This window comes from Candidatus Neomarinimicrobiota bacterium, from assembly GCA_016784545.1.
Taxonomy (GTDB): domain Bacteria; phylum Fidelibacterota; class UBA8477; order UBA8477; family JABMPR01; genus JABMPR01.
Genome location: JADHUM010000034.1, coordinates 1 through 14,303 on the forward strand (window position 1 = coordinate 1; position 14,303 = coordinate 14,303).

13 protein-coding genes are annotated in these 14,303 nt (G+C 47.6%); 3 read left to right on the forward strand and 10 right to left on the reverse strand.

Going from position 1 to position 14,303, the window contains the following annotated elements:
* The first annotated feature begins 41 nt into the window (after positions 1–41).
* A complete protein-coding gene (locus ISR87_09050) occupies positions 42–1,637 on the forward strand; it encodes a T9SS type A sorting domain-containing protein (GenBank protein MBL7025591.1) in 1,596 nt (531 codons plus the stop codon).
* Positions 1,638–2,041: 404 nt separating this feature from the next.
* Positions 2,042–4,192, forward strand: coding sequence for a T9SS type A sorting domain-containing protein (locus ISR87_09055; protein MBL7025592.1), 2,151 nt, complete (start codon positions 2,042–2,044; stop codon positions 4,190–4,192).
* Positions 4,193–4,251: 59 nt separating this feature from the next.
* Here ISR87_09055 and ISR87_09060 read toward each other — a convergent pair whose 3' ends face one another.
* Entirely contained in the window at positions 4,252–4,959 is a 708-nt protein-coding gene (locus tag ISR87_09060; GenBank protein MBL7025593.1) for a DNA alkylation repair protein, read from the reverse strand.
* Positions 4,960–5,163: 204 nt separating this feature from the next.
* Between ISR87_09060 and ISR87_09065 the strand changes: the two genes are divergently transcribed.
* On the forward strand, positions 5,164–5,649 hold the full coding sequence (locus tag ISR87_09065) for a hypothetical protein (GenBank protein ID MBL7025594.1): 486 nt from the start codon (positions 5,164–5,166) through the stop codon (positions 5,647–5,649).
* Between the two features lie 190 nt (positions 5,650–5,839).
* Here the strand turns inward: ISR87_09065 and ISR87_09070 are convergent, their stop codons facing one another.
* The 9 genes from ISR87_09070 to ISR87_09110 form a co-directional block, all read right to left on the reverse strand.
* Entirely contained in the window at positions 5,840–8,005 is a 2,166-nt protein-coding gene (locus ISR87_09070; protein ID MBL7025595.1) for a glycoside hydrolase family 3 C-terminal domain-containing protein, read from the reverse strand.
* Positions 8,006–8,029: 24 nt separating this feature from the next.
* Positions 8,030–9,445, reverse strand: coding sequence for a 23S rRNA (uracil(1939)-C(5))-methyltransferase RlmD (gene rlmD / locus ISR87_09075; GenBank protein ID MBL7025596.1), 1,416 nt, complete (start codon positions 9,443–9,445; stop codon positions 8,030–8,032).
* A gap of 276 nt (positions 9,446–9,721) precedes the next feature.
* Positions 9,722–9,991, reverse strand: coding sequence for a EutN/CcmL family microcompartment protein (locus tag ISR87_09080; GenBank protein ID MBL7025597.1), 270 nt, complete (start codon positions 9,989–9,991; stop codon positions 9,722–9,724).
* Between the two features lie 161 nt (positions 9,992–10,152).
* On the reverse strand, positions 10,153–10,431 hold the full coding sequence (locus tag ISR87_09085) for a EutN/CcmL family microcompartment protein (GenBank protein MBL7025598.1): 279 nt from the start codon (positions 10,429–10,431) through the stop codon (positions 10,153–10,155).
* Complete coding sequence (locus ISR87_09090; GenBank protein ID MBL7025599.1) at positions 10,431–11,036, reverse strand: BMC domain-containing protein; 606 nt, start codon at positions 11,034–11,036, stop codon at positions 10,431–10,433. Before ISR87_09090 ends, ISR87_09085 begins: the two co-directional genes overlap by 1 nt.
* Entirely contained in the window at positions 11,036–12,490 is a 1,455-nt protein-coding gene (locus ISR87_09095) for an aldehyde dehydrogenase EutE (GenBank protein ID MBL7025600.1), read from the reverse strand. The genes ISR87_09090 and ISR87_09095 overlap by 1 nt, the downstream gene beginning before the upstream one ends.
* A 334-nt stretch (positions 12,491–12,824) precedes the next feature.
* Entirely contained in the window at positions 12,825–13,124 is a 300-nt protein-coding gene (locus ISR87_09100; GenBank protein MBL7025601.1) for a EutN/CcmL family microcompartment protein, read from the reverse strand.
* Between the two features lie 15 nt (positions 13,125–13,139).
* Positions 13,140–13,451, reverse strand: coding sequence for a BMC domain-containing protein (locus tag ISR87_09105; GenBank protein MBL7025602.1), 312 nt, complete (start codon positions 13,449–13,451; stop codon positions 13,140–13,142).
* A 177-nt stretch (positions 13,452–13,628) separates the two neighbouring features.
* Positions 13,629–14,267, reverse strand: a complete 639-nt coding sequence (locus ISR87_09110; protein ID MBL7025603.1) for a hypothetical protein — start codon at positions 14,265–14,267, stop codon at positions 13,629–13,631.
* Positions 14,268–14,303: the final 36 nt, after the last annotated feature.

The window sequence follows — 14,303 nt, forward strand, 5'->3', positions numbered from 1 at the left end:
AATCTGGACCATTCTATTTTGTCAGGAATGAGGCTTTCATTGTGGTTGTAAAATTAACGGGCTTTGAAGATCAATCAGACAATACTGAATACCGAATGGGCTTCCGGTCAGGACCTTTCCACCATGACCCTCAACCCTGTCTGAAGTTTTATAATACGATCTCCAGTCCAGATGGCCGCACGGGCATCAATGATTGGGGGTGGTACATCCGGTCGTTTGTATGGGATTGGAGTGTGAACGCTGCGTTAACCAGCTGTTGCCATGTTCGCTTTCAGGTAGACCAATTGCGCACGACTTTATCCACAGATGATCGAGTAGTTAATGCCACAATCCTCTCCGATGATCCTTCTGGAAATGTTTCGGTGGTTGAAGCAAGACTTCACTATACTGTGAACGATGAAACCTTCGTTGTGTCCATGGTGGGAGATGATGATCAATACACCGGAGTCCTTCCTGGACAGGAACCAGGTACCGAAGTTCTTTATTGGGTCTCCGTAGAGTTTTCAACAGGTGATATTTACGAGAGCGAGGCTTCTTCTTATTCCATTTTTGAGGCAGTTGAACCCATGTTGTTTGTATATGATACGGATGATTTAGGCGTTGGAGTGGCCAAGTATTACTATAATGTGACTCTCGCTGACACCTTCTATAATAATTTTGATACCTGGGATCCAAAATTTGGACCCGTGACAATACAATTAATTAATAATTATGAATTGGTTTATCATGTAATGGGTAGCGGTCCATATAATGATCCTACAACTTATAGCACGATCTATGCTGACTGGCTATCACAGGGCACAGTTGAAGCGCCTCGTCGTCTGTTCATCACTGGTCAGGATTACGGTATAATCTCAGGCTTTGCTGATACGACATTCCCAGCAGGTGTTTTTGAGAACATGTATCTTGGTGTTGAAACTCTGGGACCCCAGGATATTGGTTATGACCCCTGGGGTTCAATTGCCGATCCTTATGCAGTTGACGCTGTTGCCGGTGATCCTTTAGCTGGACATCTCGCAGCATTTGAAGGAGATAGTCTGCAGTTGTATCATGACCCTTTTGGAGAACTGGGTTTTGGAAACTGGATCGATAATCTGACACCATCTTCAGGGACTGTATGTTTCACCGATCCCGGCATGAGTGATGCGGCCGTTGCTGTCTACAATGAAGGTCCCGGTTGGAAGACAGCCTTCTGGACAATTGATCCACTGGCATTAAGCTTTTATAGTCCAATAGATATTTCAAGTATGTACCATTGGGGTCTCAATGTTAATGGTGGTCCGGTCGCCGCAACCTTTGATTGGTTTGGTCCGCCAAACTACAGCACTGTTGGTCTTGAAGAAGGCATAGTTGTACCTGCTACTTCAAAACTGCAAGCCAACTATCCAAATCCCTTCAACCCGGTGACATCAATTGCTTATGAACTAGGTAATGCTGCAGATGTCAACATTACTGTTTACAACATGCTGGGGCAGGAGGTAGGCATATTGGTGGCTGATTTTCAAGCCGCTGGAGCTTACACCGTTCAGTGGAACGGAATTGATCACTCTGGTCATTCAGTAGCTTCAGGTCTGTATTTTTACATCATGCGGACTGAGGGATTTAGTGCAACGAAGAAGATGATGTTGCTCAAGTAATTCACCTGCCCGGGCTTTTAAGTCGGGGTTTAATTCAACAAACAAACAGGGGATTAAGATTTCCCATTGTCGTCTGGAGGACGTAGATGGGCTCAAAAAGTCTGGACTAAAGTCCTTCATATTTTAATGTTTCAAGACCCCCGCCCTAAAGGACGGGGTAATGAAAAGCCTAATTGTACCTCTGCGGTCTCAGTGATCTTTGCGGTTAAATATGCTTAAACAACTTTCCTGGTTTAGTGCCGATGCCTGAGTTCATCGAAGCTAGAGGAAGACTCTTCTTTGAGACCGGACATTTCGAGAACCTCAATGTCCTTGATCCTGGCTGGTGGAAGTGTGTTGCATTTATAAATATATCGAATTACCATCACGACATCATTTGCTAACAATGACCTGGAGGGGGCCTGTTGCAATTTCTGCTTAAAAGATTGGCACTATTCTCAGTTTTCAGCATGACTGTCTTCGCCCAGGACTTCGCCCTGTCTAATACGAATGGCCTCACTCTCAACAGTAATGTTGGTGGTTGGTCAGGTGATTACTTCTCAGAGCTGTACATACCTCCTGCTGATGGCCAGGCCAATTCAATTGAGTTTAATATGTCAGACCTACCTGAAGTTGAGGGTGGGAGTATGTCAGTTGCCATCTATGCCGCCAACTACCCCTGGGATGAGATCGATGAGGAGTTGATAGCGGACGAAGCACCTGGTTCCTGGCTGGGCTATTATGAGGATAACGGCATCTACGATATCGCTGGAAACAACTGGGTGTTTGGTGGGATCAATGATCTGGATGATGCTGATACCAGCTACCAGTATGATCCCCTGGGGGAGCAACTCTGGCCTGAAACTGGCATGGTCCAGATACCCGTCTACCCCAATGTTGATGACGAAGCCATGGTGACTCTCGACCTGGAAAACTCTGAATTTGGGCCTTTCAATTTTGAAAGGGACGAGGCATTTATCGTCGTTGTTAAACTTGGTGGTTTTGAGGTTCAATCAGACGGTCCTGAATATCGAGTTGGCTTTCTATCTGCCCATTCCACACATGACCCCCCACCCTGTTTGAAGTTTTACAATACGATCTCTGCACCAAATGGTCGCACGGGCATAAATGATTGGGGCTGGCATATTCGATCATATGTCTGGGACTGGTCAGTGTATGTAGGCTTTGTGTGTACACCCTATTTATTTATTCAACTAGAGGCCTTACCCACAACTCTTTCAACTGAGAACCGTCTTGTGAGTGTAGAAATATCAGACCAGAACCCTAGCGGTACAGACGATTTCCTTGATTCAGTTTCCCTGGTATATAAGGTGAATGATACCCCTGCAGAACCGATTGAGATGTCTGGTTCAAACAACGAGTATACCGCCTCAATTCCTGGTCAGAACCCAGAGAGCACAATTGAGTATTGGGTGGAAGTCATCGATATAGAAGGGGGTCAGCACACCAGTAATGTGGAGTCATATTATATCTTTGCTCCAGTTGAAGCAACACTTCTCGTTTATGATACGGACGATAATATGGGCGAAGAATGGCGCTATATGGAGGGTCTTGACTCATCATTTAGTCAGCACTATGATCTCTGGGAGGCCACCCTTGGGCCGGTTTCCAGCGAGCTGGTAATTAACTATTCAACTATTTATCATGTTATGGGCAGCGGACCCTTTAATGATGCAACAGGTTATGCCCACGTTTATCGTGGCTGGCTAGCTAGCGGGACAGTGGATAACCAGCACTGTCTCATGTTTAGTGGTCAGGATTATGGTGTGATCTCAGGTTTTGCAGACTCATCAATGAGTTCCAGCACTTTTGAAGGACGTTATCTTGGTGTTGAGACACTTGGACCGCAAGATATTAACTATGATGGAACTCCTGAATCTTATCTGGGGCCATATGCTGTTGATGCAGTGGCTGGTGATCAATTGACCGGGCAACTGGCATCCTTTGCGGGGAATAACCTACAATTATTCTATGAGCCCCACCGTGAGCTGGGATTCGACAATTGGATTGATAACCTTACTCCTTATCCCACGGCTACTGTTTGTCTCACCGATCCAAACCAGAATAACGCAGCTGTGGCTGTGTATAATTCGGGTCCCGGCTGGAAAACCTCGTTTTGGGCTCTGGACCCCCTTGGTTTGAATTATTACAATCCCGCAGACACCGTGAGCTCCTACACTTCAGCGGTTGATGCTGTGGGGAATCCTGTGGCAAATATCTTTGAGTGGTTTAGAGGAGCTATTACGATCACCTCTCTGGACGAACCTGAGATTCCAACTATGGCAAAACTGCATGCTGCCTACCCCAACCCATTCAATCCAGTGACAAGCATTGGGTATGAGTTGAATGGAGCCACTGATGTAAATATCACGGTTTACAATATGCTGGGACAGGAAGTGGCCACATTGGTTGCTGGTTTCCAGATTGCTGGCGCCTATACAGTTCAGTGGGGAGGTGTTGACCATGCTGGTCATTCAGTTTCTTCAGGGCTGTATTTCTACACCATGCGAACTGAGGGATTTTGTGCAACGAAGAAGATGATGTTGCTCAAATAAGGGTTTGAAACTTGGAACTTGTGACCTGTGACTTTCGACTTTCGACGAGCCTATACCTGTTAGCAGCGAGCGGATTTACGTTTTTTCCCTACTGCACCGCGGGTAATCACTTTGTTTACATATTCTGTAGCCAGGGGGACTTTGCAGGCGGTACTGCCCAACGTCACATCCACCGTGCCTATCTTTTCTCCAACTGCAAGAGCTTCGTCGGTGAGTGCTTCGATATAGGAGCCCACTGCGATAACAAATGAGTTCATGGCGAAGCGGACCCGATTCTGGGCGGAGTGGATCTGTTCACCCACCTGATGCAAAAGCTTGCGATACATCTCAATATCCAGCTCTTCATCTTTATGAATGGCTGCGTATGACGACAAGGTGCCCCAACCAGCATCGGCCACTCCTTCCAGATCGGATTCAATCCATTTGAGTCCCAGTTCAAACCCAAAAGGGGTTTCTGAAGCAACCCAGGGTACGGTATATTCGCTGAGATAATACCAATAGGCCTGATCAACCCATGTTTCCAACTGGGCCTTAGTGATCTTGGTTTCATCTGCCATGAGACCAGCCAGATACATAGCGTCTGAATTGCCTGTGGCGTATAACTCAAGTGAAAGCTCATGATTCTTTTTGGTCTTTTTCAGGATTTTCTTCAAATCAGCTACCTTCACACCAAAGAAGGGTTCCTTGGCCCCATGATTCATGAGTGTGTTTTTGGTTCGCTCATCTCCATAGGCTTCCAATTCTTTCATCACATCATTTATATCCATGAGGATTCTCCTGTATTTTTATTTAAGGACCTATTATGTCACTTATCTGTCAATATTTCCAGCCCTTTCTTCACCTGCCCGTCTTGATACGAGAAGACCTTCAGCATTGACAATTAACGCTCATCTATTAAAATAAGTGGTTCCCAATCAACCACCATCAAACAGCTCCTCCTCTGGGGGACGCTTAACTACAAGGAGAGAAGCATGAAATATTTAACCCTGCTGGTCTGTTGCCTGGCACTGTTAGGCTGTGAAGACGAGGCTGAAGACAAAGTTCTCAGCGATGAGGTTTTAGGTGACTGGAGCATCACCAACATGGGTGAGTATGCCAATGCCGATTGCTCCGGTGATCTGGACTATACCGGCTGGGCGCTGGCTATTGCTTTTGGCGTTAGCATGGATTACACCTTTAATGCAGATGGAACCGTTGACATTTCAACCTCTGCTTTTGGAATGACTGACACAGAAACCCTCACCTGGGAAGTCGACGGAGACCAGCTTTGCATAGAAGGTGAATGTGAGACCGTTGACCTTAGCGGAGACACTTTCACCATTGTTACCAGCACAGATGCCTATTGTGAGGACGCTGACGGTGAAGAAGTTGATGGTGTTGACATGACAGCCTGTGAAGCCGCTGGAAATGATTGGTATGCGGCTGCCTGTTACGAATTGACAGCCACAAGACAATAGCCCACATAAAGAATTATTTATTATCGCTTTAAGAGGTGATCGGCTGAGAGGTCGGTCACCTCTTTTGTATTTGCGCCCCACTGGCGACTGAGCCGGTCCAGAGATGGCCCCCATTAACTGGACATTTTGATAGGCTTTGCCTAAAGGCTACGACCTCAGAAGCAAGCTCAAAGTCCAAGACAGTAGATGCTCAGTTGATGTTGATCTTCACTGTTTTATCAATTTTGTTGGACGCCGTTCCCACATAGATCAGGTAGTCCCCTTTTTCCAGATTCCAGTCAGAGATGGATTCATCATAAAAGGCAAGATCGTTTACGTCGATTGATAATTGGACTGATGCATTTTTACCGCTGGTCAGGTGGATCTTCTGAAAAGCTTTCAGCTCCTTCTCGGCCCGTTCCACCTTTGAGTTTGTTTTCCCCACATAAATTTGAACCACTTCTGAGCCAGCAGTTTTGCCCGTATTGGAAACTTTGCAGGAAATATTGATGGTTCCACCTGCTTCATAGGATTTCTTATCGGTCTTTATATTGGAAAGCTTGAACGAGGTATATGACATCCCATATCCAAAGGCAAACAGGGGTTTGATATTCTGGGTATCATGCCAGCGATATCCAACCAGAATATCCTCTTTATAATACTGGTTTTTACCATCCCCGGGATAGGAAAGCTCACCAAAAGAATGAGCCGCATTATCGCTCAGCTTCACCGGGAATGAGAATGGCAGTTTCCCCGAGGGATTCACATCGCCACTGATAACATCAGCGATAGCGTGGCCCGCTTCACTACCCAGATACCAGGCCTGGATCAACCCCTTAACTTTGGGCAACCAGGGCATCTCAACGGCATTACCACTCACCAGAATGACACCAATATTCTTATTGGTTTTGATCAGTTTTGTCAAGAGCTCGTCCTGACCAAAATCCAGGGTCATATCCTGGCGATCCCCACCTTCACAGTCCTGTCCATGATTCTTATTGAGTCCACCGAAGAAGAGAACGATATCAGCTTTCGCTGCGATTTTGACAGCAGCTTTTTGCAGGGAGTCTGCATCCATGGTTGATGGGATGACACGACCATACTGGGAAGGACCTGCGGCATATCCCTGGGAGTGGAGAATGGTTGCCTTGCTAAATCTTTCCTGCAAACCCCGTAAGGGAGAAATTTCATCTTTGGGCTTTAATGCGGAAGAACCACCACCAGGTGTCATGGGTCGCGTGGCGTTTTCACCGATGACAGCGATGGTCATTTTCTTGTCTGGATTGATTGGGAAGAAGGATTTATCGTTTTTTAATAGAACGATTCCCTCTCCAGCAACTTTACGGGCCACCTCTATATGTTCCGGATTGTTCATTCTACCCAGGGGACGGTTAGACTTCATATTCGTACGAAACATCAATCGCAGAATTCGACGAACTTTGTCGTCCAGGACGTCCTCTTTCAGCTCATCATTTTGAATCATTTCACGAAATGGTTTGGCCAGGAAATAATAGTCATATGCGTTTTCACTTGAAGTCGTCAGGCCATCTGTGCCTGTGCCCATTTCAATATCAAGCCCAAACAGAGCTGCCTCTTTTGTATCGTGGGCAGAACCCCAGTCAGAAACCAGAACACCATCAAAACCCCATTCGCCTTTGAGAATACCGTTGATGAGCTGCTCATGATGGGTGGTGTGTTGTCCGCGAAACTGGTTATAGGCACCCATGACCGACCAAACCCCTGCTTCTGTCACAGCGGCCTTGTAGGCCGGGAGATAAATTTCATGCAGGGCACGATCACTGACTTCCACATTGATGTGTCCCCGCCACTGCTCCTGGTTGTTCAAGGCATAATGCTTCAGGCAGGCTGAGACGCCGTTTTGCTGAATCCCCTTGATATAGGGAACGACCATGGTGGCTGCCAGAAGGGGATCTTCTCCCATATACTCAAAGTTCCGACCGTTAAGAGGTGTGCGATAAATATTTACCCCAGGGCCTAGTAAAATGTCTTTTTTGCGATAACGAGCTTCCTCGCCGAGAGCGACTCCATATTGGCCAGCCAGCACAGGATTAAAGGTGGCGGCGAGACTGGTTAAAGCCGGAAAGGCGGTGATAGAGTCATTCGTCCAGCCTGCCGGGGACCAACTGTCCCAGCTAATTTCCTCCCTGACGCCATGGGGACCATCTGACATCCAGATCTCAGGAATGCCAAGACGTGGCACACCTGGCGAGCTGAATTTTGATTGGGCGTGGGTCATGGCGATTTTTTCGTCCAGGGTTAGTTGCTTGAGGATGTCCTCGATTTGGGCATCCATATCACTTGCCGTGAGTTGGACCCCTATTAAAAGGACCAGCAGAACAACAACGAATCTTCTCATGTGAATTCTCTCCCTGAAGCGTTTTTAGGCTGAAGGTTTCCTTACCATTTGCGCGACGGTTTCAATATGGGTGGTGTGGGGAAACATATCCACGGGCTGGACACTGACCAGTTCATAGTCTGTCTCGCAAAATAATTTCAAGTCTCTGGCCAGGGTGGAGGGATTGCAGGAGACATAGACCAACTTCTGGGGTCCAACTTTCAGTATATCATCCACTACCTTTTGATGGAGACCTGCGCGTGGGGGATCTACCACTATCACATCTGCTGGCTCAATGCGATCTACGTTTTGTGAAAGGACATCCTTGAGATCTCCCAGAATGAATTCCACATTTTCAAAGCCCTGGGCCTTGGCATTTCTACGGGCATTCTTTACCGAGCTGGCAATCAATTCAAAGCCGTACACTTTTTTGGCCTGCTTGGCCAGAAAGAGAGCGATGGTTCCCGTGCCGCAATACAGATCATAGACCACTTCCCCGCCTTTTAGGTCTGTTCCTTTCAGGGCTTCAGCATATAGCACTTCAGCTTGAAGGGTGTTGGTCTGGAAAAAGGAATTGGCAGAAATCTCAAATTCGGACTCGCCCAATCGATCGCTTATGTGACCAGGACCGTGGAGGAAAACCTCGGTTTCACCCACAGCAACATCAGACAATCTGGAGGTAATGCTATTAATCAGCGTGGTAATCTGTGGAAATTTGGACATAATGGTATTTTTGAAAATCTGCATATGTTCTTTTTCGTAGGTCTTGGTAACCAGATTTACCATGATCTCATCGGTGTGCTCGCCATAACGCAGGACCAGGTTCCGTGCCCAGCCCACATGGGTTTTATTATTGTAGGCTTCCCAGCCATGTTCCTTGGCAAAAGCGAATACAAAATTCATGATTTCATTCATGATGGGCTTTTGGAGATAACAGGTTTCGATATGGACAATCTTATCAAAGCGTCCCGGGATATGCTGACCCAGCCCCAGGGGCTCGTCCACATCATCGGGATGATTGCGCCAGGGACTTGGAGTAAATGTAAACTCCATTTTGTTTCGGTAGTGAAAGGCTGTCGGCGAGGGTAAAGCTGTGGGAACCTCAAAATCGATGAAGCCACCGACGCGTTGAACCAGGTCACGAACCTGTCGGGTCTTTTCCAGTAACTGATCATCATATTCCAGGTTCTGAAGACGACAACCACCACAGGTACCAAAGGCAGGGCACTTGGCTTCAATCTCGTTGGGGGCTTTTTTCAAAATCTCCAGGGGATAGGCTTCGGCAAAGCTCTTTTTCTTTTTAACAATACGGGCCAGAACTTTCTGTCCCGGAATGGTGCGTTCGACAAAGATGGCGAGTCCGTCTACCTTGGCAACACCCTTGCCGCCGAAGGCCAGGCTTTCAATTTCCAACTCAATACTGTCACCCTTTTTTACAACTCTCTGTTCTGCATCATTCATGTCGTAATTCCCATCTAGTTAATATCGTCGCAGGATAGACTACCATGGGTATTTCACCAAGGTGATTTATGGGTTAAAAAGGATATTCTATCAAGCATGAGAGAGCAGGCAGACCCTCCTTTTTGTCTTTGCGAGGGAAGTATGACCGAAGCAATCTCGGAGTTCTTGGGCAAATATGGTATGGAGATCGCCACGTCCTATCGCGAAGACTTGACAAGCACGACTTTGGACATTCAACAACAATCCGTCACCGTGAACCCGTCTAGGGGTGACTGACTATGGAAGGAGTACCTCGTCCACAATACCAACGATAACCGAGCGCAGGGGTGCATTAGAATCGCCCACAATTTGCCGGGCGCCATTGCCTTCATCCAACATGAGCACGGTTTCCCCCACGCCTGCATCAACCCTATCGATACAGATAAGATATTTCCCCGTGGGTTTCAGGTAGGCATCCAGTTTATCGACAACCAACAGACGTTTGCTATCGTAGAATTCATGATTAATAGTGGAGTGAATGGTTCCGCAGACTTTTCCCAGGATCATAAGCACTCCAAGATAAGTCTATGATTTTTCGTCATTGCGAGGAAGCCCGTCGACCAAGTCGGGGTGACGTGGCACTCTCGAGGCCGAGATCGCCGCGGTCGTTTCCCTCCCTCGAGATGACTATCAATGATTAACGCACTGATCGGTTGCATCGCCATTTTCTATGAGTCCTTCTGGATTTGGATGTCATCCACAATGCCGACCACAGCATGGTCTACAGGGACAAACCAGGGATCGCAGAGCAATGCCGCTTCACGGGAACTTTCATAATAGATCAACTCTCCAGGTCCACACATTCTGGTGGGGTCTGCTGCAACCATGGGTTCACCTTCAGGGACCTGATGTTTGTCCAGGGGTTGCACCATAAGCATGGGGACGCCCTCCAGACCATCATAAATCATAGCTGGCGTCAAGGTTCCAATGACTTTACCCAGGAGCATTATTCAGCTCCGGCTAATTTTGACAGATCAGATTTGGAAAAATAGGTGGAGGCATCGATCTGTTTGGCCAATTCTGGATCAATCAGGGGAATAATACTCTGGGACAGTATGTTTTCAGGATTCTCAACGGCTTTTTCTGAGATATTGATGGCCATTTCCACATCTTCCACCTTGCCAGCATAGATGGCAATGGATTTGCCACCGAGATCATCAGCCAATCGTAATTCAACCAGTTCAACCTCAGCGCCCTTCATGGCAGCATCTGAACTTTGGAGAATGGCAGCGACAGTGGACACTTCCATAACCGACAAGGCTTCTGACCCGCAGGTCAACCTCTTGCCCAAACAAGCCTGATAAACACTTTCGTGGATATCCGGAAGAAATACAGCATCAAGCAGATGGTCCTGACCTTTACTCATCCCTTTGGCAAATGCCATCCCTACTGAAGCCACACTACCACCAATGAGAATCAGATATTTACCGTTGTGAACGGTTCCTGACTTCAAAACGGCGATGGGAGCCTCTTTGAGCATGGCATCTGCAGTGAGAATACCAGCTGGAATACTGTCGAGCTCGATAAGAGCCAGTGCGTCTTGTGTTTTCATTAGACGATCCTGAAATTGTCAACCAGCACACAGCGGATGGGACGGGCAAAGGAATGAGGTCCTGTGAGTCCATCACCGGTGGGACTGGCGATTGAAAAAGAAGTATAGCCCTCACCGCCATAGCCTAAACCAGCCAGGGTGGGGCCATTTTTAACAAAGATGCTGCAACCCATTACCCGGGCCATACGACTCAGGTTATTGATGTTTTGTGAGTGGATGACTGCAGTATGACGGAAATTATGTTCAGCAGCTTTGGCCAGGTCAATAGCCTGGTCAACATTGGGGACTCTTGCCAGTGGCAGCACAGGCATCAGCTGTTCGGTCCAAATCAAAGGATGACCAACAGATACAGGCATAATAGCAATACGGACATCATCAGCTACCTGCATACCGATTTTGGAAAGGATATATTGAATATTTTTACCGATCATCTCTTTATTCATGACGCCGGGTTTGCGCATGCCATTGGTCTTCTCGAAGATCACTTTTTCCAGCTGATTGACTTCGTGAGATTTTAGTACAACTGCTCCATGACGGGGAAAAGCGGCCAGGAGTTGATCTGCTACAGACTCAACCACAAAGACTTCCTTCTCCAGTACACAAATGATTCCATTGTCCATACCGGCACCACGGACAATATCCCTGGCAGCCTGTTCAATATTGGCAGTTTCATCTACAACCACTGGAGGATTGCCCGGGCCGGCACAAAGAGCACGCTTACCGCTGGACATGGCGGCTTTAACGACTGCTTCTCCACCGGTTACAACCAGGAGATCCACGCCCTTGTGGTGCATGAGTTCATTGGCGCTCTGAATTGTTGGCGATGCTACTGTGGTTACCAAATTCGGCGGTCCACCAGCTTCAATGATGGCCTCATTGAGGAGTTCTACATTGAGTATACTGGTTTCCTTGGCCATGGGGTGAACATTAAAGACCACGCCATTTCCTGCAGCCAGCATGCCAATGGTATTGCAGATAATTGTGGAAGTAGGGTTGGTGCTTGGTGTGATTGAGCCAATAACACCATAAGGTGCCCACTCCGTCAAAGTCAGTCCCCGATCACCGGACAAAGCCTTAGGTATCAAGGCTTCAGGACCCTCTGTCTTTTCAGTGACCAGCTGGTTCTTAAGGATTTTGTCCTCAATACGACCCATACCGGTCTCTTGGTGGGCCTTCCGGGCCAGATCTTCACCATGGATCCGCATTTTGGCGCGGATGCTGGCAATGATGGTGACTCTTTGCTCCAAAGTCAGTTTGTTCAGGGCTTCATAAGCCACCCGGGTGGCCTTGACAGCAGCATCTACGGTGGTAAAGACACCATAATGGGTCTGCCCAGTCTGACCCAGGTCTGGAACCACGGGTGCATGCACGACATTCGGGCTCTGACTCGGGTTGAGTAGCGAGGCTACCTTATTTGCTATGAGGTCAACTTGACTATCTGTCAATTTCGACATGTCCTACCTCCGGTTTGTACAATTCCATCTAGTCAACACGTTTCGTCCTTCAGAAAGCAATTTCCGTTGGCGAGGAGCGCCAGCTAAATTGCTTTCATTCTTTGAAACCTGTTTGGCTTCGCGAAAACAGGTTTTTGTGACTCTGCAAGCTTCTAGAGCAGTTCGACAAGCTCAGTGCGACACCTCATATGACGAAACTCGTTTGATGCGTCTTCGCGAGGGAGTGAAACGACTGCGGCGATCTCGGGATCGAGATTGCCACACTCCGCCAGCCTGCGCGAAGCCGCTTCGGCATAGGCAGGCTCGCAATGACGATACAAGAAAAACCGGGGTGTTAATCATCCCGTCCTTTTTTGTATTTGAGTTTGCCATCGATCTCCCAATTGTCAACGATGGCCATGACCACTGCATCGCAGGGTCGGTTCTCGGTAACTTTGGTCTGACGGGCAGAACTTCCACTGGCATACAGAACCATTTCACCGGTTCCAGCACCCATGGCGTCTGCCGCAATGACAAATCCGCCCTTGGCCTTACCATCTATATCGACCTGTTGCAGGGTCAGAAACTTGAGTCCATCCATACTGGGCTCTTTCTGACTGGCCACAACGGTCCCAACAACTTTTGCCAGGATCATGGGATCACCCCTGACTTAGGATCTTTTGGCCAGTTCGGCTTTACCTTCTTTGTTGCGACCGAGAGGTAAAACTGCATCCACATTTGGGTGTGGACGGGCAATGATATGAACGGCAACGATTTCACCCACACGGGCAGCACCGGCACGACCAGCATCACAGGCTGCTTTCACGGCAGCAACATCACCACGGATCACGACGGTTACATAACCGCCACCTGTTTTTTCATACTCAACCAATTCAACCTTGGCAGCTTTGACCATGGCGTCAGCTGCTTCAACTGCTGCGGGGTAACCTCTTGTTTCTAACATTCCTAGTGCGTCAGACATTTTATTGCCTCCTGTTTGTTATTTCTTTGCGTTAATTTTTTCATAATTAATTGATTCACCTGGTTATTCAGAAGATTGTCTTCGCGAGGGAGTGAAACGACCGCGGCGATCTCGAGACCGAGATTGCTTCGTCTCTTCGTTCCTCGCAATGACAATTCAAAAATTAGTTTATTCTCTTTATTTCTCAATTGAAACTTCTGGATCACGGCCCTCAACCCCTTCAAGGGCATATTCGGCAGCCCGCCAGGCTACATCTATATCTTTTTCATCTCCCCCGAGATACACACGACCAAAACTACCAGTGGCTCGAACTTCCAGGATATTGATATTGGCGGCTTTTTCAGCTTCATTGGCTGCCAGGGCTGCATAGGCAGCTGGTACACACTCCATGACATACATGGATTCGCCTGGAATGATCATGTTACCATGACGCATCCGATTGATGAGCTGGGTCTGGTGATCATCAATATTGCGGATGATCTGACTGGATACCACTTTAGGTTTCCAGCGGTCCTCTTCCTTTAGCTCAAGGGCATCCAGGATAGCTGACCCAGCCTGTCGGACATCTGCCTGAGAAAATGAGTGGATTTCTAGCAAGCCATAGAGGCGTTCCACAATCTGGAGTCCAGGTGTCACATTGGTGGACTTCAGGGCAATGTCAGTGATCCTGTTAATCTCTATTCCCGGTGAAATTTCAACATACAGAGATGCCATTCCTGTTAGGGGCAAGAAGCCCCGGGCGATGGTGCAAAAGAAAGCAGCATGCTGGGGTTGCAAGTTATCTAGAAAGACATATGATCTTAGATCTACACTCATTTATAATCTCCAATTGTTTTTAAGCCACAGATGAAA

What these genes read in the sequence shown, in the direction of transcription:
- ISR87_09070 (MBL7025595.1), bottom strand. Translation starts at nt 8,005, where the DNA reads ATGAGAAGATTCGTTGTTGTTCTGCTGGTCCTTTTAATAGGGGTCCAA.
- ISR87_09085 (MBL7025598.1), bottom strand. Translation starts at nt 10,431, where the DNA reads ATGCTCCTGGGTAAAGTCATTGGAACCTTGACGCCAGCTATGATTTAT.
- ISR87_09110 (MBL7025603.1), bottom strand. Translation starts at nt 14,267, where the DNA reads ATGAGTGTAGATCTAAGATCATATGTCTTTCTAGATAACTTGCAACCC.
- rlmD (MBL7025596.1), bottom strand. Translation starts at nt 9,445, where the DNA reads ATGAATGATGCAGAACAGAGAGTTGTAAAAAAGGGTGACAGTATTGAG.
- ISR87_09080 (MBL7025597.1), bottom strand. Translation starts at nt 9,991, where the DNA reads ATGATCCTGGGAAAAGTCTGCGGAACCATTCACTCCACTATTAATCAT.
- ISR87_09060 (MBL7025593.1), bottom strand. Translation starts at nt 4,959, where the DNA reads ATGGATATAAATGATGTGATGAAAGAATTGGAAGCCTATGGAGATGAG.
- ISR87_09065 (MBL7025594.1), top strand. Translation starts at nt 5,164, where the DNA reads ATGAAATATTTAACCCTGCTGGTCTGTTGCCTGGCACTGTTAGGCTGT.
- ISR87_09105 (MBL7025602.1), bottom strand. Translation starts at nt 13,451, where the DNA reads ATGTCTGACGCACTAGGAATGTTAGAAACAAGAGGTTACCCCGCAGCA.
- ISR87_09100 (MBL7025601.1), bottom strand. Translation starts at nt 13,124, where the DNA reads ATGATCCTGGCAAAAGTTGTTGGGACCGTTGTGGCCAGTCAGAAAGAG.
- ISR87_09090 (MBL7025599.1), bottom strand. Translation starts at nt 11,036, where the DNA reads ATGAAAACACAAGACGCACTGGCTCTTATCGAGCTCGACAGTATTCCA.
- ISR87_09095 (MBL7025600.1), bottom strand. Translation starts at nt 12,490, where the DNA reads ATGTCGAAATTGACAGATAGTCAAGTTGACCTCATAGCAAATAAGGTA.